We start from the raw sequence: 20161 nt of genomic DNA, 5'->3' as shown, positions 1-20161 counted from the left end.
AATGAGCTTGTTGCAGAAATTAAAAATTGATCCTTTTTTAGTGATACTGATTACAGTGGTTATCATTGCATCGTTTTTTCCCTGTGAAGGCGAAGCTAAAAAATGGTTTCAACATTTAACAACGGCCGCTATTGCATTGTTGTTTTTTATGCATGGCGCGAAATTATCCCGTAGTGCGATTTTGGCAGGTATCGGGCACTGGAAACTGCATTTGGTGATTTTTATTAGCACCTTTGTCTTATTCCCAATATTGGGGATGGGGCTGCATGTCATTGTGCCGGAATGGATGTCTCCTACGGTTTATATGGGATTTCTTTATCTTTGTGCTTTACCTGCTACTGTGCAGTCGGCTATTGCCTTTACTTCCGTTGCTGGAGGAAATGTTGCTGCTGCAATATGTAGTGCTTCCGCTTCAAGTTTATTAGGTGTGTTCTTATCCCCGTTATTGGTTGGTTTTTTAATTCAAACGCATGAAGGGGGCGCTCATACTGATACCTGGCAGGCGATAAAAGATATTATATTGCAGTTGATGGTGCCTTTTATTGTTGGTCACCTGTCACGTCCTCTGATTGCCGGTTGGGTGGAAAAACACAAGAAACTGGTTAACATGACCGACCGCTCCTCCATTTTGCTGGTGGTATATGTGGCATTCAGTGAAGCGGTGGTGGAAGGTATTTGGCATAAAATTGATGCTTATTCACTCATGATGATTGGCATTGTGTGCTGCGCTTTATTAGCACTCGTGTTAATAATTAATGTATACAGTTCGCGTTTGCTTGGCTTCAGCAAAGAAGACGAAATTACCCTTGTTTTTTGTGGTTCGAAGAAGAGTCTGGCGAATGGTGTACCGATGGCTAATGTGTTATTTCCTGCTTCAATGGTAGGGATAATGTTATTGCCATTGATGATTTTCCACCAGATCCAACTGATGGTTTGCGCGGTTCTGGCTCAGCGTTATGCACGACGTTCAAAATCTAAAAAGGCAGATTAATTTCTGCCTTTAGAGTTAACTCATTTTAAATAACGAGTTTTTGAGAGTCGCTGTTTTTGAAAATAAATAGTGATATTTCTTAGCGACTTGCCACTTTCTCTTTCAGCGCTTGCTTTTCCGCTTCGCTGAGGAATGCGGTTGTTAATCCATTAACCTGTGCCTGTCGGATTTGTTCTGGAGACAATCCTGCGGCCGGTGCAGCAATCTCATACTCGTGGCGAATTTCAATGCCTTCGACTGCCGGGTCATCGGTATTGATTGATGCCAAGATACCGTGTTCAAGGAATTTTTTCAGTGGGTGAGTCGCTGATGAGCTGACTGTGCTGGTTTGCAGGTTTGATGTCAAACAGGATTCAATACCGATTCCGTGTTCAGCCAGATAGTCCATCAAAGCTGGATCAGTGATGGCTTTAACACCGTGTCCGATACGGGTTGCTCCCAATTCACGAATAGCATGCCAGATACTTTCTGCACCAGCCGCTTCTCCGGCATGTACACTGATATTCCAGCCTGCATTACGCGCTTGGATAAAATGTTGTTCAAACAGATGGCCAGGGAAGCCGAGTTCATCACCCGCCAGATCTAATGCGGTAATGTGTCGTTTATGAGCAAGAAGGCCGGCTAATTCTTGAGAACACGCTTTTTCTCCAAATGTTCTGCTCAATATGCCGATCAAGCGGATCTGAATATCATGTTGCTGGCTTGCAGAATGGATGCCATCAATGATTGCCTCAACAACACCTTCAACAGGCAGTTGGTGCTTCATCGCCATGTAATAAGGAGAGAAGCGCAATTCAGCATAATCAAGGCCCGCGTTGACGGCATCTTCAACGTTCTCAACGGCGACTCTGCGGCAGGCATCTAAATCTGCCAGAACGGCGACTCCCCAGTCCAGTTTCTGAAGGAAACTAACAAGGTTTGGTTCATTTTCAATGATCTGGACATGAGGGCGCAGGGCTTCCAGTTCATAAGCAGGAAGGGGGATATTATGTTGACGCGCAAGGGACAAAATGGTTTCAGGGCGAATATTGCCGTCAAGGTGACGGTGTAAATCGGTCAATGGGAGCCGTGTATCAATCATCTTTTATCCTTCTTATTAAATTTCAGATATAAAAAAAAGCCAGTCAATGTGTTGACTGGCAAGAAAATGAAAGCACTATCGATGTTTTAGCGATGTCTCAGCAGTGCAGATTTTTTTTCTTTATTCAGTTGCCTGTTTATTCAATACAGGAAATTTAGCCTTATCATGCTGATTTCACTCACTATCTGTATCACCATGCGGGTCCTGTGCACCATTGTTATCATCATAGGAGCTGACAAGCTCATTATCAAGCAAGAATTGATGCAGGCTGGATTCTTTGTTATTTAATTTAACTTTGTCATTGGCATACTGGAAATTAAGACCAATAACGCCGTTTTCATCAGTGAGGATCTTTTGCTCAATGCCTTCTTGAGTAAGCATCTGAACTTGTTGTTTTGCTTTAGCTTCTGCCGCCGTTTTGTCTGCGCCGTCCAAGATATCTGCTTGTGTGATAGATTCTACCAACATAGCCTTAGGTACGCTAACGCGTAATGACAGATCTTGGACCAGAGTGCGGATCATCTCTTCCGGCCCCATCAGGAATAACGCGTTCTTCTCTTCAGGAATGTTTTGTAAGGAAAGTTTGAAATCGACTGCGCTTTCACCTTTACTGTTTTTCCAACTGAAAGGAGAAATGCTGAATTGTGGGTTTTTATTCAGAAGTAAGTGTAAGTTACTGAGAATAGCATAGGAGTTCGCATCATAAGATAACGCATCTGATGTCACTAAACTATCGTGATAAGCCTGAGTAAACTTACGCACAGACTTGCCATCTAACTTTTCCATGCCCAGAGCAAGTTTACCTGAGCCGAAATCTATATTTTTAATCTTTACTCCATCAACGCTATAAGCGATTTTGATGTTCAGGTTGTCTTTATCTTCTGTCAAATCGGACGTAATTTTGAATCCCTTGAGAGAAGTTTCATCTGTTTCGCCAGAAATCCCAAGCATGGCAATTTCGCCAATGCTGTAGTTCTGGTTACCAATATAGATATCGAAATTACCTTTTTTGTTCTCCCCTGAAAAATCAATACCTTTCAGGATAATTGACTCTTTTTGGGTGGGATCACTGAAAGATAATTCATCACTTTTGGCGGAAAATGAAAATGCACTTAAATCACGGTTGGTATCAATACTGATTTTTGCACCGGAGAAAGACAGAACGCGCTTCTCACCATTTTCCTTGTCTTCTGTATGGCTAATGGGGCTCAAGTTCATAATGGAAGAGAGGCTTCTTCCATAGCTAATGCTGGTATCTAAACTGATTGGCGATTTTCCTTCGGTAAGTTTAAATAGCTCTTTCAGTGTATTGCTTTGTTCCAGTTCAGAATGGATGGAGGCCATTTGCGGTGCTAAGTTGAATGCTTTCAGGCTGGCAATAGGAAATGGACCATGATCGATGGTTGATTTAAAAATAATTTCTTCGTTACTTAACGGAACACCTTTATCGTTTGACTGAGTATTTTTTATGTTCAGGATTAAACGGACATCGGAACTGAAAACACCGCGTTTGAAGTCTTTTGCCTGTAATTCGATACCGCTTTCAGGAAATTCTTTTTTGAGTTCAGTGTTTGCCTTAGTGATGAAACCATCCAAACGTCCTTCAAGCTTTTTACCTGTGTACCATGATGCCCCTGTCCATACCGCTCCCAGAGCAATAATAACGCTTACAGCAACTAACGATTTTTTCATGTGGAAATCCCATCCGTTAACGCACATAACATGGTTGATATGTGCACTTTTATTTATGTCAATAATGGTTGTTAAGTGTATAGCCTAACTAAGATATTTTAATCATTTTTCACTGAAAATGTGATTAACAACCGATGTAATAGATGTAACTATATGAATATAGAATAATTAGTTAGATACTTTGGCAATTTTTCCATCACCATGAACAATTACGGTTTTTTCTATAGCAGATAAAAAGATTGATTCACCTGAGAATAATCTCAATTGCTGCTCACCAGAGTTGATAACTACTTGACCTTCAGAACAAAATAAAACTGATGCTGAATTATTCTCCAATGTAATGGGTCGTTCTGAAACAGCATAAACAGAAAAATGGAAATCATTGACGGGAACAGGGTAGTTCAGCGCATCTTTTTCCTGTTTTGGCGTGGTCAGCAAAGCATCTGCATATTTCGGAATAAAATCCAGATTCGCCATTAATTCTGGTACATCAATATGTTTACTGGTTAAACCAGCACGCAGCACATTGTCTGAGTTGGCCATAACTTCCAGAGCTACACCTTCAAGATAAGCATGAGGGGTGCGTGCGTACAGAAACATTGCCTGGCCGGGTTTCAGCTCGACCACGTTAAGCAAGAGGGGTGAAAACAAACCATTATCATCAGGATAGAAGGAGGTCATCTTTCTGATAGTATCCCATGGTTCTCCCTGATGGCTATTCAGCGCAGATTTTAAGACAGCAATGGCTAAACGTTTCGATTCACCTTGCATATTCAATAATTGGGCAAAGAGAAACGACAGGTTTTGTTCTGTCGGATGCTGGATGAATACCTGAATATCAGGATGCGCAGCAGAAACATTTTCCAATAGTTGTGCGATTTCTGATAGTGGCCTAAAAGCATTCATGGCCTTAAATGGTGTCAGCGCATAGACCAACTCAGGTTTGTGATTATCGTCTTTATAATTACGTTGTGCTGAATCTAAAGGTATTCCTTGTGCATTTTCGTTAGCAAATCCCATCTCGGCAGACGTTTTATCAGGATGTACCTGAATTGAAAGCGGCTGAGCCGCGCACAACACTTTGAACAAAAAAGGTAAACGCTGGAATTGACGGGCTACCGTTTCTCCGAGATATTTCTCTGGTTCCTTGGCGATCAGTGTATTCAAGGCGATGGTTTCGCCGGTTTCCGGATCGGTCACCAGTGAACTGCATTTCGGATGTGCTCCCATCCATAATTCTGCCATTGGCTGATTATCAGGGTTTTCGATGCCGTAAATATCCGTCAGGGCAGTTTTGCTCCCCCAGTCATAATGTTGGATGTTATTAGTCATTTTCAGCATGGCGGAATTTCCTGTAATAAAAAATAAATTTATTTATATGACAACGATACAATAAACACGGCTAGGTCGCATTATCGATCATAAATTTATGGCATTATAAAAAAATGCCGGCTAATTTATCTGCAAAATTTATTCCGGTGTATTCAATTATTCTGTGTGCTAAGGAGATAGTAATGGCAGCCACTCGCATTGAAAAAGACTCAATGGGACCTATCGAAGTACCTGCTGACCAATTATGGGGAGCGCAAACTCAGCGCTCACTGGAGCATTTCCGCATTTCTCAGGAGAAAATGCCTGTTGCGTTGATTCATGCTCTTGCATTGACTAAACAAGCAGCAGCCAGCGTCAATATGGATTTAGGCCTTCTGCCTAAAGAACGTGGTGACGCAATTATCGCTGCGGCGAAAGAGGTGTTGGAAGGTAAACACCCGACAGAATTCCCTCTTGCTATCTGGCAGACCGGTTCGGGAACTCAAAGCAACATGAACATGAATGAAGTGTTGGCGAACCGTGGTAGTGAGATCCTTGGCGGTCAACGGGGCAATGAACGTTTGATTCACCCTAATGATGATGTCAACAAAAGTCAAAGTTCTAATGACGTTTTCCCAACTGCTATGCATGTTGCAGCAGTTACCGCAGTACGTGAGAACTTGTTACCAGAGTTAAAAGTATTACAAAAAACACTGGCAGACAAAGCAGAAGCATTTAAAAATATCGTAAAAATTGGCCGTACCCACCTACAAGATGCGACTCCTCTGACTTTAGGTCAGGAGGTTTCTGGTTGGGCAGCTATGCTGACACATAACCTGAAACATATTGAAGACAGCATTCCTCATGTGTGCGAATTGGCTTTGGGTGGTACAGCGGTAGGAACCGGTCTGAATACTCATCCAGAATATGCTGTTCGCGTTGCGAAAAAAATCGCTGAATTGTCTGGCCATCCTTTTGTGACTTCCCCAAATAAATTTGAAGCTTTGGCAACTTGTGATGCACTGGTTCATTCTCATGGTGCGCTGAAAGGTTTGGCTACTTCGTTGATGAAGATTGCTAATGACGTTCGTTGGCTGGCTTCTGGCCCACGTTGCGGCATCAGTGAAATCTCCATCCCTGAAAATGAACCAGGCAGCTCAATTATGCCGGGTAAAGTTAACCCGACTCAGTGTGAAGCAATGACTATGCTATGTGCTCAGGTTATGGGTAACGATGTGGCTATCAATATTGGTGGTGCGTCGGGTAATTTCGAGCTGAATGTATTCCGCCCAATGGTTATCGATAACTTCCTGCAATCTGTTCGTTTGCTGGCGGATGGCATGCGCAGCTTCAATGAGCACTGCGCGATTGGTATTGAACCAAACCATGATCGCATTACTCAATTGCTGAATGAATCACTGATGCTGGTAACGGCTCTGAATACTCATATTGGCTACGATAAAGCCGCTGAGATTGCTAAAAAAGCCCACAAAGAAGGTCTGACTTTGAAACAATCCGCGATGCAATTGGGCTATTTGACTGAAGCTGAGTTTGATGATTGGGTTCGTCCAGAAGATATGGTTGGCAGCATGAAGTAATGTTCTTGCTATGATGTACTTCTGTTTACGCCATTAAATTTAAAAACCGGAGAATATTCACTCCGGTTTTTTTATCGCTTAAATTTCTTTATAGAGATGAAGACGAGGAATGACGAGCTCCAATGGTTTAGCCTTGGGTTTATATCTATATTTTATCGCATTGGCATTATAGTCAGATAATGCGCCGATTTTCGGTTTGGCTTCACTGTCCTTTGTATAGAATACAATAATAGGAAGTGGACACGCGTATTGAACTTGCTTTTGCAGCTCTGAGTACCATACGCGAGTAATGGGTTGTACTTTTACTGGTCTTTTGATCTTCAATATCACGTCATCGGGTAGTTTCTTGATGTCTGTAATTTCCAGAGCTACCAGAGACGCCCATTGATCGCTAGTGTAAGGAGGAACTGCTCGCCCTGCATTGTAGCTTTTCTCCAGTTGTTCCAGAATTTGTTGTTTGGTGACTTTTTTAATGATGTTTTTGTTGGCCCAGCCAAAGTTAATGGAATCAGGATCTAATAGGGGAGTGATGGTGCGGTAGGCATTCAATGTAATGAGCCCTCGCAAATGATTATGAACAAATTCAAAGCGTTGTTCTTTTCTGACGCCGGATTCTTTGGTGACGATATTTTCCAGCTCGACTTTTAATTGATTCACTTCATTAACTACACTCATTGCTTCCTTATATTGCTGGTGGCTAACTGCAAAACATAATGCTCCGGGAAGCCGACTGGCTGCTTTGCTACTGATATTGGGGTTATTATGGTGTATGAATAACTTCTGATAGAAACGTAAACCTAAATTGAGAGCGTCATTTCCTTGTAGAGGATTAACTGTAATTTCAGTTATTTGTTCATGTTCTTCGCCTTTTTCTATCTGAGGTAATTCGAATACCCGGGCATCAATAAGCGGATAGTTCATCAACAAAGCAATCAGTTCAGATAATTTTTTTTCTTGTTTTTTGAAGCAGCTTGTAAGCGACTCAATTGAAAGGTATTTATTCATATTGCCATCCTCAACAATTGTATCATTAAGATCTTTTTATTTAGTTACAACATACTTTTAACTATACCCCTAAAAAGTGCAAACCTCCACAATCAAATAAAACAAAAATTCAATAACACAAAAAAGTAAAAAAATGCCTATTGAGATATATTTCAACATTGTGATAAAAATTTAAAATCGAATAATCCATTAATTATGAGTATTAAAATATGAATAAACTATTTAAGAGTGAGTTAGGAAGACATTTACACAGTTATACATAAGAAAAACTTTTTACTTATTTTTCACGCCACATTATTTTCCGTGGGGTGAAGTAATGCACCAAGGTTGTTAAATATGAAAAAATTAGTCAAGCCAGTGAATTCCTTTAGAAAGGTTATAGATGTTTTATTACCATATTCTGAATTAATCACATCAGATTTATCGTCACAAGGAACATTTATTAAAATTGAAGATGAGTTTGCTAAATTTTTTTTGCTGGAGAAAGGTTATGTCAATATGCGCAGAATAAATGATGCTCTAATCATCGCGACGTCTTTTTCACCTTATATCATAGGAATATCTTTCTATTCCGGCTCAGAAATCTACTATTCTATTGAATTGGGGCCAGATTGCGAACTCTATCAAATTCCTAGAGTTAATGCTTTAAATGCCATAAAAAAGCATGATCTTTACCGGGAATGGATGAGAATAATTTCGTATAAAATGTCTTTCTTGTATGCGAGGGATATTAGTATCTTCCGTCATGGTGCCAAAGAGGTTGTATGCGGCCTATTATCTCGCCTAATAACATTACCTGATGAATTTCGAGAAAATATTTCTGCTATCAAATATATAGAGCAGAGGTGCACACTTTCTCGCAGTTGTATACAACGCATATTATTTTCATTGAAGAAAGAAGGGTGTATTGAGATCATTGATGGTTATTTAACAAAAGTTATTGCGTTACCTCATCAATCTTATTACTGATAATCAAAGAATAAACAAATAAAAAGCGAATAATTGGGGGTTTTAAATGAGTTTCTTGGAAAATTGCCGACATTCATAATAGATTGTCGGCAATTATATTCTTTTAATTTGACAAATTATTGAGCTTAACACCTAAATAAAGAGCAGTTGTGGTTAAGAGTGCAATAAATATTGCTACACCATTCCATGCAAAATACATCCAAAATACACCACCTAACGTGCCGGCAATACTTGAACCCACGTAGTAACCAAATAAATACAGAGATGAAGCCTGCGCTTTGGCTCGTTTAGCTCGTTTTCCAACCCATCCACTAGCAACAGCATGAGCGGCAAAGAAACCTGTTGTCAATATCATCATTCCCAGTATGACCGCCCAGATGGAGGAGAACATTGTGATTATACAACCAATCAACATTGTACTGACTGCTACTAACAATACTTTGCCACGTCCATGTTTACTGGTCAGAGAACCTGCTTTTGTTGCACTGTAAGTTCCGGTTAAGTAGACAACGGATAATAATCCAACAATAGCCTGACTAAAATGATAGGGCGCATCTAATAACCGATAACCAATGTAGTTAAACATTGTGACAAAACTACCCATCAGCAAAAATGCTTCAGCAAACAGAAGAGGAAGCCCTTCATCTCGGAAGTGTAATTTTAAATTGATGAGCAATGTCTTAGGTTTTAGTGAGCAGGGTTTGAAATGCTTGGATTCTGGCAACATTTTCCAAAATGCAATGGCGGAGATCAAAGCAAAAGTACCCAATAAAATAACAGCAAATCGCCAGGAGAAGTAATCTGCAACCACACCGGTAATCAAACGACCACTCATTCCTCCAATTGAATTACCACTGATATATAGCCCTATAGATAAGGCAACATAGCTCGGATGAATTTCTTCACTTAAATAAGTCATGGCTACAGCGGCAACGCCACTGACTGACAAACCCACAAGTGCACGAATAAGCAAGATTCCGTGCCAGCTTGTCATGACAGAGCTCAAGAGGGTGAAAATAGCTGCCGCAATCAATGAAATAACCATCACATTTTTACGGCCAAGTGCATCGGATAGAGGCCCTGTAATGAGTAATCCAAGGGATAACATTCCGGTGGAGAGTGATAGCGCTAAGCTGCTGTTCGCCGGTGAGACGTTAAATTCTTCTGACAAAATTGGCAATATTGGCTGGATGAAGTAAAGCAATGCAAAAGTTGCCAGCCCAACAGTAAAGAATGATAGCGTTACACGTAGGTATGCTACATCTTCACGCTGAATATAATGCTGCTTACTCCCGCGTCTTTGCTCGATCGTGTTCTCAACATCACTTTCAACGCCAGAGACTGCTGATTTTTCACTGACGCTTTGGATTGTATTCACGCTACTTCCTTATCTAAGTAAAAAAACGTTAAGTACTTGATTCAGATCAAGAATAGAAATCCGTGAATATTTTGTCTAATATATTAATTCAATAGAATGATATGTTAAACATATCAATTGAGGTGATAACGTTAGGGAGTGATAGAGTATGAGTATTAATGTTGAACTTAGACATTTACGCTATTTTATTGCAGTGGCGGAAGAGTTGCATTTTGGGCGCGCAGCAGAACGATTAAATATCTCACAACCCCCATTAAGCCAGCAAATTCAAGCGCTTGAAGCTAATATAAACGCCAAGCTACTTATGCGTAATAATCGAAATGTTAGCTTAACTCCCGCAGGGCATATGTTTCTTCAGGAAGCATATCAGATAATTGCTCAAATTGAGGCAGCAGCAACTAAAGCTGCCAGAATGCATCAAGGAGAATTAGGGGAAATATCCATTGGCTTCACGTCCACCGCGCCTTTTATGTATAAAGTCGCTCTTAGCCTGCGCCAGTTCCGCGAATGCTATCCTGACGTGGCTATTCATATGCATCAAATGAATACCAAACAGCAAATAGCGCCTTTGCAGACGGGAAGAATCGATATAGGGATTATGCGTAATACGTTGTTACCAGATAACTTAGAGTATCAGTTACTTTTCCGTGAGCGTTTTATGCTAGCGGTATATGATGATCACCCTTTACTTCAATATGCCAATGAAGGCGTTAATCTGGAAATGCTATCTGATTATCCACTGGTGTTCTTTGAGCGTGATGTAGGGACAGCTTTGTACGATGAAATTATCGCGTTATTGGCAAATGCAGGGGTGACGCCGATGATTTCGCAAGAAGCGGGTGAGGCGATGACAATACTTGGATTGGTTGCAGCAGGGTTAGGTATAAGCATAATTACTGAATCATTTACTCGCATGAAACTAGATGGTGTCCAATATATTCCTTTAGCAAATAATCCAGCTTACTCTGAAGTTTGGTTGGTTAAGCATAAAAATTACAATAACAGTGCTGCGGCAGCCCGGCTAACCAATCTTTTAATCTCAAATATTGTCGTAGACGAAAACTCGTAAATGACGTTGTTAAACAAAAGGCAAGAATGTTAATAAAAAGCAATAATCACGAGAAGTTCGTGTGAAAGATCACATTTCTACTTCAAGCGGATATCTTATCGTTTAAACAACGACATAATCATTATTAATTTTTTAGCGGCGCGAATTAAATAGCGGGAGGCGAGGTGAGTGTCGATGTTCAACCAAGTCATATTGACCAGATTAAACAGGCAAATATTGGTTTGGTCTATCGGTTAATTGATCAATACGGGCCTATCTCGCGAATTGCACTTTCTAAAAAAGCCCAATTGGCACCCGCTAGCATTACTAAAATTACGCGGGAGCTCATTGATGCCCATTTAGTGAAAGAAGCTGAGTTTCACGAACCCGGCTTTCGGGGGCGTCCTGCTATCGGATTAAAAGTAGATAGTGAAGGGTGGCAATTCTTGTGTATCCGCATTAACAAAGGAAGTATTGTCGTCGGGCTTCGTGATTTGAGCAGTAATCTTCTGGTAGAAGAGGAATTACCATTCTCTGTACTTCAAAATCAGTCTTTTCTGGACCGTATCGTTGATGAAATTGATAACTTCTTCTTGCGTCATCAATCTGCTCTTGAGCGTTTAACAGCTATTAGCGTGATTATTGATGCAATAGTTGATCCGGTTAACGGAATAATTCACCGTTCACCGTACTACGATATCCTGGATATCCCCATAGGGGCATTCTTACATCAACGCACAGGATTACCGATCTTTTTACAGCACAGTATAACCGCATGGACAATAGCAGAGTCTCTGTGCGGCACAGGGAAAAACTGCCAGAATCTTATTCAATTAGTCATTGATGATAATGTCGGGGCAGGCATTATCACCGCAGGGCAAATGCTTCACGCTGGGAATCAAAGTGTCGTAGAGATTGGGCATACTCAAATCGAACCTGATGGAGAGCTTTGTTATTGTGGTAACCGGGGCTGTCTTGAAACGGTTATCAGTATCAAAAACATTTTGCAGAAAGCCCGCTGTTTGGCAACGCAATATCCTTGCTCCTTAGTCAATACGATGACAACTAATCATGTGCCATTGACGATTGATTTACTTTGTCAGGCGGCCATAGAAGGAGATCCGCTGGTAACAGACATTATCCATGATGCCGGAGAACGAATCGGGCGCATCATGGCGATTATGGTCAATATCTTTAACCCCGAAAGGATCCTGATTGGTTCACCGCTGAACAGTGTAAAACATATCCTTTATCCCGCCATTCAACAGCAGATATCTCAGCGTTCTCTTCCCGGCTATAGTCAACAGGTTGATATAGTTGCCACTCAATTTAATAATACAGATACATTTCCTGCGACAGCATTAATTAAACAATCCTTGTATAGCGGTGAGTTACTAATAGCACTCATGCAAGGATAAGGATAGTTCGCATCAGGAAAAACATTGAGCTAACGCAATCCCTACCTCAAATACATCTCCTACACTCTAAGCCTGCTCGCTAAAAAGAGTAATCGGCCTATCTGTACTTGTTACTATGGAAAACGGAAAATGAATTTATGATAACGCGCTTATTTGTTACAGGCACGGATACCAACATTGGTAAAACAGTTGTTACCCGCGCATTACTGCAAGTTTTTAATCGTGAAGGCACAACCGCGGTAGGATATAAACCCATTGCAACAGAAAAACGAGAAACATCGGAGGGGATACGCAATCGTGATGCTTTAATCATATATCAATCCTCACCTGTTAAAGTGGACTATGAAGAGGTCAACCCTGTTATTTGGGAAAGTAACTACGAAGAAGGAAATCGAGCTGATTTTATTCAAATGACAAAAGGGCTGAAAAACCTGGGGAATAAAGCAGATCGTGTGATTATTGAAGGTAACGGTGGTTGGCGTATGTTACTGGAAGATGCGGTGTCTTATTCTGATTGGGTTGTACAAGAAAAGTTGCCCGTCATTTTGGTCGTTGGGATTCAGGCTGGTTGTGTTAATCATGCTATTCTCACAGCTCAATCCATTATTAACGATGGCGTTCCCTTAGTAGGTTGGGTTGCTAACCGAATCAACCCTGGATTAGCACATTACGCTAAGACACTAGAGAGGTTACGGTGTCACATACCGGCGCCACAAATTGGTGAAATTCCTTATCTCTTAAGGCCGGAAGAACGCGATTTGTCGTGCTATTTGGATACTAATGCAATATCAGCTATCGATATTTAATAACAAAAGGGGCAAAAGATGCCCCTTTTTACTGTTAAATCTGAAAGAGTGTTACTCTTGGCTTTTCTTATCGCCAGAAATCGTTTTATCCGTATTAGTGTGAGCAAGGCGGATATAAACTATTTTCTGCTTGCCGGAATCACAATGACCAACAATTTTCCCATTAACGGCGCTGTCCTTAGCGTCTTGGTCATTAGGAATGACTTCAAGCTTAAAATCCGTTTCAGAAACGCCATTGTTAATGATTTTCTGTGCAATTTCCGCTTTCAGGCTTTCACATGTAACCTTTTGTGAAGCTTGTACTGCAAAGGGAGAAAGTGTAAAGAGCAGTGCTGTAGCCAGTAGGATTTTTTTCACCATCATCTCCTTACTTTGATGTTGATGTCGGTGTTGAGTCTATCAAGGTTTGATCGGACGGCCTGTGTTAATATCCAAACAACGTTTCGTATTGGGTTCCCAATAAGCACTGATATTGGCGCTTTCTAAACAGGCCTCTCGATTATCAACTTCTACTTCATACTTATCAAATTCTTTCTCTCTGCGCTGCTCCACTCTCTTACGTAATCTTCTCTGATCATTCCATTCTTCTTTGCTCTGACGAGCCATTTCTTTGCTTATCGAATTCTCACCGCCACCATTAATGGTTACACATGTGCTATCTGATGTGCAGGGCGCAGAGAATGCAGGCGTTTGCCAAAAGAATGACAACAACAGAGCGATAGCGGAAACATATTTCACAAATTTCATATTTGAACCTCTTTCATTGTGCCATTTAGCAAGACTAGGTCATTTACTGAAGCTACCAAAAAAGCGTCAAACAGGAGTTTTATTGGTAGCACCACATTAATTGAATTAATAGAGTTAACAGTTCACCAAAATAGGATTATTGGTTTCTATGTACACTTAAACCCGCAAATGATTGACAAACGGGCATCATCTCTAATGTATTAATATTGACACGAGAAGGGAGGTTAGCAACCCAAAATACCGCTTCTGCAACATCATCAGCCGTCAGTGCATCTGTGCCTTCATAAGTTTTATCCACTTTTTCCTCATTGCCTTTAAAACGTACGTGAGAAAATTCGGTTCCGCCGACAAGGCCAGGTTCGATATCAGTGACCCGAATATTTTTGCCTTGTAAATCAGCCCGTAATCCTAAACTAAATTGTTTTACAAAAGCTTTCGTAGCACCATATACGTTACCACCCGCATAAGGCCAATTTGCTGCGGTAGAGCCAATATTAATAATATGCCCACTATTGGTTTCTACCATATTAGGCAGCAGGGCGCGTGTCATATTTACTAATCCTTTGGTATTGGTGTCAATCATAGTTTCCCAATCATCAATATTAGCTTGATGAGCTGGTTCCAGCCCTAAAGCAAGCCCCGCATTATTCACAAGAACATCAATATTGCGTAACGTATCTGGTAATTGCTGGACTGCTTGTTCAATTGCAGCGCGATCTCTCACATCAAGTTGAATGGGGTGGAATTGTTCACCTAACTCTTTTTTCAACTTTTCCAATCTATCCTCACGGCGCCCTGTAGCAATCACTGTGGAACCATGTTCGATAAACTTTCTTGTAATTGCTTCACCAAAACCGGAAGTTGCCCCTGTCACAAAAACAATCATATTGCCCTCTGTTTGCGAGTTTTTATCGTTAATCTTCACGTTAGTAAAAAAATTTATTTTGCATTAGTCAAGGCCAAATAACTTTGGTGAAAACTAATGCCTTGTTTTTAAATCCTTTTTATACCAACAAAAAAGAAAAGTTTGGTAGGGTAAAAACCTTGATGAAAACTAATAACAAATGTTGATTACTTTTATTGAGTCTATATGGTTGTTAAAAGTCTTATGGTTTTTTATAGTATTATAGATATAGTTTTATATAAGTAGTTGTACTGGGAGGTAAATATGCCATTTTATCCACCATTCAAGACGAGTTTTGAGCAAGGAGATCTTATATTTGGACTTTCTAGAGAAAGAGTTAAATATGCTCAAAAATATCCACAATTTGGATTTGCTCGCTTTCTTGATACTAAGAATATATCGACAATTGACAGATATTCAATAACCCAGAGAGAATACGACATCCGTAAAAAATTTGAGCACAAAATTCCATCTAATCAAGAATCTTTTGATAACGCAATAAAAAATCATTGTAAATACAACTCAATACGCCACTATGCAGCGAAATTGGATATTGATTTTGGTAGCAAAAATGTTCACTATCCCGAGCAGGTAACTAGTCGAAAATGTAAAGCAGGATTATCTTGGTTCTCTCAGTCTTTGACACGATCATGTATTCATTTTATTTTAGATGAAATCGATATTGAACGCGTTATCTACAAACTGTCTGAAAATAAGAGAAAGAAAAAGAGTTCATATACAGGGAGTGAACTAAGGTGGATTTACCGAAATAGACGTGATCCGAAGGTGAGATCTTGTATTCAATTTTGGAGGGAAGGTGTGCCTGTGGCACCTCCATGGATAGAAGGTAAGGATGCCTCTTTATGGCAAAATTACCATCCAAAATTCGAAAATTCTGAAATAGAACTCGGGGAATTTGCTGAAACTGCCTTGGGCATGTAGGAAAAGTAAAATGGCCCAATTTAATGGGCCATTAAAGACTAGTGTGTTGTTACTTGGCTCATATACTCTTGGAGGGAGCCATCAAATGCAATTTTACCCTTGTCGATTTTGATAACCCGATCAGCGAGTCTGAATACACGTGGGTCATGGCTTATCATAAGCACAGTCTTACCATGAACGATATTATTCAGAGACTCTGCAAAACTGTTTATTTTACTGTTGTCCAGATAAGTTGTCGGCTCATCAAACAGTAGTATCTCTGGCGTCTTGAGGTACAAGCGAGCCAAACCAATAACCTGCCTTTCACCACCTGATAAGGAAGCGCCTTTTTCATCAATGTATGAGTCCAGGCCATCCTTCAGTTTACCCAATAACTCACTGCCACCGGCTTTAATCAATGCAGAAATCATCTCTTCGCTGGTGGACTCAGTATTAGCAATATGCAGGTTATCGTATAAAGTACCTTTTATGATCTGTGTTTGTTGAGACATCACTCCAAACTTTTTCAGCCAATGTTGAGCATCGGGATCCTTCATAACCTCACCAAAAATTGAAATATGGCCTTCACTTAGTGGTGTTAACCCTGTCACGATATCAAATATCGTACTCTTGCCCTGGCCGTTATCGCCAACAATCAGAACTCGCTCGCCTTTTTGGATAGAGATATTCATATCGCTGAACAGTGTATCTCTATCGTTATAGGAGAATTTCTTGATGTTGATATCAATAGCATCGGCATTGCCATTAGCTACTGACTGATTTTTTTTGTGGGTATTTGGTTTGTGGGCACCCAACAATTCGAAAATTCTGTCCAACAGTGATTTGAGCGAAGCAAATTTATTTAAATGATTACTGTATCTCTTGATGGAATCAGACATTAACTGTTCATAGGTAAATGCAGCGACAAAGTTACCGGGATTGATCGTTCCATCCATTAATAACAAACCACCATACCAAAGCACCGCAATTGTTGAAGCTAACTGTGCGGAATAACCAAGAGGAACAGAAAGGGACATGAACAGGCCTGTAATTCTCTCAACGTTCTTTACCTTGATGTTGGCATCATCAATTCTCTTTTTCTCTGACTCTTCAGAGTTAAAAATCTTGACGGATTTAATCCAGGAAAGCGATTCCTGTATGACCCCGGTTAATCGTGAGTTATATATCTGCAAAATCCTTTCATAAACCGCCACGCGATTAGTGAGTGGTTTGCTGATCACCGTGGTCAGACAAACCATCATAAATGCCAGAATTGCCAGTTTAAGATCAATCAAAGCCATGGCTATAAATGGACCAATGATGGATAACGTATCGTAAAGAAATTCGCTATATAACCCTCTAATCCTATCCGATACAAGGTACGTATCGTTTTTTATTCTAAAAGCCAGATTGGCAGAATGGAATTTTCTGGTTATATGATAGGGAAAGGAGAGGAAAGAATCGACGAGCGATTTCCTCATGTTATAACTCAGTTCTGAAGCGTTAATCGTCTGCATCCAGATAATAATGGCGTGGCTTATGACGATCAATAATGATATAGCTATCAGGGAAGCAATTAATTGGTTAAAAGAAAAGGAAAGTATTAACTTATCCTTCAATAAAGTATTAACTAATTCTTGTACAAGAAATGGGAATATAACTTCCGCTAAAGCTGCCACTATCGTAAAAACAATAGCCAACACCAGTGCTGTTCTTTGCTTACGTATAAATGAATAGAGAAATGTAATGTATTTCATATACTGATCACTGTTAAGTTATCAATTTAACTAGTATAGATAATGTGTTAGGACTTACCATGATATAAAAAGGGCAGCTGATTCCATCCTTGGAAAACATTCATCCTATATCAATAAAATACAGTTCCGCGTTAAAATCATGATGGATTTATCTCACTTAATAACAAAAGAAATAAAAAGCACCATAATATAAAATGGAAGATATTATTTATATTGCAACCAACTTAATTATAGCTAAAAAGATGTGACCAATATTATAGCATCATTGTTCGCAATTTTTAGATTACCTGTATTTTATAAGAATATCTATTCAAGTGCATAACCATGCAGGAAAGCAGGGCACCGCTCTTCATATATTCAGATAAATTGAATAATTTTGGCGTTAATGCCAGTTTGGAGCAAATTTTTTCCAGCTCATGGCTTTTGTTCATTTCATAGATATATTCCTCTGTACCTGCTTTCAGGTCGTTGATATTGGATGAACAGAGAATATGCTGATTGACTCTAACAGAGTTACAAATACCACTATATGCAACATCTTTGTTGATACTGATGACGTTAGTCACTTTCTCCAGTTCTTTCAATTCATCACTGTTGAATCCACCGGTATAAACCAGAGTGTTTTCTTTATCCAGAGGGAAGATACTGCAATCTAAGTGATACAGATAAGGATCTCTTTCTTCTACTTTTACGATTTTGAGATTGAATTTTTCTTCCATCCAGTCATAGGTTCTAATATCACTTCTTATTCCATAACCGCCAACCAGTACATTACTATGCAGATGTTTTAACTCAGCTTCGCCTTCAAAATAGTAAGGGGCAACTTCAGTTTTATAGCCTAATGATTCAAAGAAACTCACCCCAATTGGTGTTTCTGATCTTCTGATTTCTGATGCAAAATTGGCAACTATTGCTGTTGGATCTTCATCACCAATAATAATTCCCAAGTTAGCAACATATACTTGATCTTGCAGTGCTTGATGAGTATCAGATGGCAATAAATAGACTAATGATTGTGATGACATAAAGCTGTAAAGCTTATAAAACTGTCTCAATGCCACTTTACTGTTAACATTAATATCGGATTCATCTAGTTCTTCCATCCAAATGTTATTTCTTACACTGGTATTTAATGAAAATGGAGGAGCTAATAAAAAAACGGGCATTTTCAGATCAGAAATGATATTAGGCGATTTATTTAACATCTTGGAACCTCAATTCTAGTTTATATTATATATTATAGAGAGTTATCGTTGATTCTGACTAACTTAGTCATACCACCAGTCACGTGTTCTTTTACAGATACCAATGAAGTTAATTCATCGTCATCAGCGACAGGAATGACTAAATCGACTTGTGAACCATATCGAATCATAGAGAATCTATTTCCTTGGAATACAGGGGTGTTCTGCTGAATATGGAATGGCGTTATCGTGTTAACATCATAATCACCAACCTGAACCATATAGTATTCTCTGCCAATGCCCGGAGAATAGACTTTATTAACGACACGCTGATTCAGGCATAAATAGTCGTCATAAATTAATTCAATATTCTCTTTATAAAAAATGTTACTCTCTACATCAATCATTGGTAGATTGTTGGTTTCCAGAGGTTCATGTTCCACGTAACTCAGGATGCCATCATAGGGAACTCTATTAACATGCACATCATAACATGTCATAAAGATACCAATGACAAGTGAACGCTTGTCATAATGCTTATCTCTGATAATGTCCTGAATGCTGTATTTTTTTCCTTTTACTTCAGTAATCGCCTCATCTGGATTTATTATTCCACTATAGATAACAAACCCATCAGCAGGAGATAGAAAGTACCTATCATCCGTATTGATAGTTCTCGCGGGGTCCCTGAAAAAACCTTCCTGAAAATAAGTTTCAGGCGGAAGATCAGGCAGGCCATTAAATATTGATTTAATGGCTTCATTCATTGTGTTCTTCATTATTACCTCTAAAAAATGCTCATCAACTGGAACATGAAACAGAGCAAAAACAACATAATGCAAACATTTACCGCGGGATATGGTACAGCCTATTATTAATGATTCAATTTTATTTTATTTGGGGGTATATTTATTTTTTGTTTGTCATTAAACATAATTTCACCTAAGTCACCTGAATCGATAAATATAAACTTAAACTGACTAAATATAAATTTATAGATGATATGAACGATGTGGGGTAAAGTAGTTTATTATATATATTTCAGTGACATTTATCACAAATGCAATAAAAAATTTAATTAAGCTGGGTTTGTCAGGCCAAATTTTGGTCCATTTCAACATTAAGGGTAATATCCTGTAATTTGTATACAACGCCTACTTAGAGTGATTTTTTTATCTGAAACAAAGTGCAGTTAAGTCCTCAAGAGAAATTAATTGCAAATTTGTCGCCATAATCGGCCAATAACGTATTGAGCTCATATTCCATTGTTTCCTGAGTCCAGGTCATAAAACGTCGCCAGTGGTATTTAGCCTGCCTCCAGACAATTTCAATCAGATTCAGCTCTGGGCTG

General features: G+C 39.5%; 18 protein-coding genes. 7 read left to right on the top strand and 11 right to left on the bottom strand.

Annotated elements, in window-relative coordinates:
* The first annotated feature begins 1 nt into the window (after window position 1).
* Window positions 2-991, top strand: a complete 990-nt coding sequence (locus Xmir_RS13670; protein ID WP_099114774.1) for a bile acid:sodium symporter family protein — start codon at window positions 2-4, stop codon at window positions 989-991.
* 79 nt (window positions 992-1070) lie between these two features.
* Here the strand turns inward: Xmir_RS13670 and add are convergent, their stop codons facing one another.
* The 3 genes from add to manA all read right to left on the bottom strand — a co-directional run bounded on the left by add (window position 1071) and on the right by manA (window position 5105).
* Window positions 1071-2072 carry an adenosine deaminase gene (gene add / locus Xmir_RS13665; RefSeq protein WP_099114773.1) on the bottom strand — a complete coding sequence of 334 codons (1002 nt, stop codon included), beginning with the start codon at window positions 2070-2072 and terminating at the stop codon, window positions 1071-1073.
* A gap of 174 nt (window positions 2073-2246) precedes the next feature.
* Window positions 2247-3764, bottom strand: coding sequence for a YdgA family protein (locus Xmir_RS13660; RefSeq protein WP_099114772.1), 1518 nt, complete (start codon window positions 3762-3764; stop codon window positions 2247-2249).
* A gap of 168 nt (window positions 3765-3932) precedes the next feature.
* Window positions 3933-5105: a mannose-6-phosphate isomerase gene (gene manA, locus Xmir_RS13655; protein ID WP_099114771.1), complete on the bottom strand. Its 1173-nt coding sequence runs from the start codon at window positions 5103-5105 to the stop codon at window positions 3933-3935.
* Between the two features lie 173 nt (window positions 5106-5278).
* On the opposite strand from manA, the gene fumC reads away from it, so the two are divergent.
* Window positions 5279-6673, top strand: a complete 1395-nt coding sequence (gene fumC, locus Xmir_RS13650) for a class II fumarate hydratase (protein WP_099114770.1) — start codon at window positions 5279-5281, stop codon at window positions 6671-6673.
* Between the two features lie 78 nt (window positions 6674-6751).
* On the opposite strand, the gene tus is transcribed toward fumC, so the two are convergent.
* Window positions 6752-7678 (bottom strand): DNA replication terminus site-binding protein, encoded by a 927-nt coding sequence (gene tus, locus Xmir_RS13645; RefSeq protein ID WP_099114769.1) that lies wholly within the window; start codon window positions 7676-7678, stop codon window positions 6752-6754.
* Window positions 7679-8014: 336 nt separating this feature from the next.
* Here tus and Xmir_RS13640 point away from each other — a divergent pair, with 336 nt between their 5' ends.
* A complete protein-coding gene (locus Xmir_RS13640) occupies window positions 8015-8647 on the top strand; it encodes a helix-turn-helix domain-containing protein (protein WP_099114768.1) in 633 nt (210 codons plus the stop codon).
* A gap of 103 nt (window positions 8648-8750) precedes the next feature.
* On the opposite strand, the gene Xmir_RS13635 is transcribed toward Xmir_RS13640, so the two are convergent.
* On the bottom strand, window positions 8751-10025 hold the full coding sequence (locus tag Xmir_RS13635) for an MFS transporter (RefSeq protein ID WP_099114767.1): 1275 nt from the start codon (window positions 10023-10025) through the stop codon (window positions 8751-8753).
* A gap of 154 nt (window positions 10026-10179) precedes the next feature.
* Between Xmir_RS13635 and Xmir_RS13630 the strand changes: the two genes are divergently transcribed.
* The 3 genes from Xmir_RS13630 (at window position 10180) to bioD (ending at window position 13297) form a co-directional block, all read left to right on the top strand.
* Window positions 10180-11094: a LysR family transcriptional regulator gene (locus Xmir_RS13630; RefSeq protein WP_099114858.1), complete on the top strand. Its 915-nt coding sequence runs from the start codon at window positions 10180-10182 to the stop codon at window positions 11092-11094.
* A gap of 164 nt (window positions 11095-11258) precedes the next feature.
* A complete protein-coding gene (gene mlc, locus Xmir_RS13625) occupies window positions 11259-12491 on the top strand; it encodes a sugar metabolism global transcriptional regulator Mlc (protein ID WP_099114766.1) in 1233 nt (410 codons plus the stop codon).
* A 137-nt stretch (window positions 12492-12628) separates the two neighbouring features.
* Window positions 12629-13297 (top strand): dethiobiotin synthase, encoded by a 669-nt coding sequence (gene bioD / locus Xmir_RS13620; protein WP_099114765.1) that lies wholly within the window; start codon window positions 12629-12631, stop codon window positions 13295-13297.
* 51 nt (window positions 13298-13348) lie between these two features.
* Here the strand turns inward: bioD and Xmir_RS13615 are convergent, their stop codons facing one another.
* The 3 genes from Xmir_RS13615 to ydfG form a co-directional block, all read right to left on the bottom strand.
* The gene (locus Xmir_RS13615; RefSeq protein WP_208620438.1) at window positions 13349-13657 is read right to left on the bottom strand and encodes a DUF1161 domain-containing protein; all 309 of its coding nucleotides are present in this window, start codon (window positions 13655-13657) and stop codon (window positions 13349-13351) included.
* Between the two features lie 39 nt (window positions 13658-13696).
* Entirely contained in the window at window positions 13697-14044 is a 348-nt protein-coding gene (locus Xmir_RS13610) for a DUF1283 family protein (RefSeq protein ID WP_099114764.1), read from the bottom strand.
* A 136-nt stretch (window positions 14045-14180) separates the two neighbouring features.
* Complete coding sequence (gene ydfG, locus Xmir_RS13605; protein ID WP_099114763.1) at window positions 14181-14930, bottom strand: bifunctional NADP-dependent 3-hydroxy acid dehydrogenase/3-hydroxypropionate dehydrogenase YdfG; 750 nt, start codon at window positions 14928-14930, stop codon at window positions 14181-14183.
* A 282-nt stretch (window positions 14931-15212) separates the two neighbouring features.
* On the opposite strand from ydfG, the gene Xmir_RS13600 reads away from it, so the two are divergent.
* Window positions 15213-15890: a hypothetical protein gene (locus Xmir_RS13600; protein ID WP_099114762.1), complete on the top strand. Its 678-nt coding sequence runs from the start codon at window positions 15213-15215 to the stop codon at window positions 15888-15890.
* A 38-nt stretch (window positions 15891-15928) separates the two neighbouring features.
* Here the strand turns inward: Xmir_RS13600 and Xmir_RS13595 are convergent, their stop codons facing one another.
* From Xmir_RS13595 to Xmir_RS13585, 3 genes are all read right to left on the bottom strand, one after another.
* Window positions 15929-17572: an ABC transporter ATP-binding protein gene (locus tag Xmir_RS13595; RefSeq protein ID WP_208620437.1), complete on the bottom strand. Its 1644-nt coding sequence runs from the start codon at window positions 17570-17572 to the stop codon at window positions 15929-15931.
* A 332-nt stretch (window positions 17573-17904) separates the two neighbouring features.
* Window positions 17905-18831, bottom strand: coding sequence for a dimethylarginine dimethylaminohydrolase family protein (locus Xmir_RS13590; RefSeq protein WP_099114760.1), 927 nt, complete (start codon window positions 18829-18831; stop codon window positions 17905-17907).
* A 32-nt stretch (window positions 18832-18863) separates the two neighbouring features.
* Window positions 18864-19589, bottom strand: coding sequence for a phosphatidylserine decarboxylase (locus Xmir_RS13585; RefSeq protein ID WP_099114759.1), 726 nt, complete (start codon window positions 19587-19589; stop codon window positions 18864-18866).
* Between the last annotated feature and the right edge of the window lie 572 nt (window positions 19590-20161).

The organism is Xenorhabdus miraniensis (assembly GCF_002632615.1).
The sequence above is the reverse complement of the archived record's forward strand: the minus strand, read 5'-3'. Positions and strand labels throughout refer to the sequence as shown.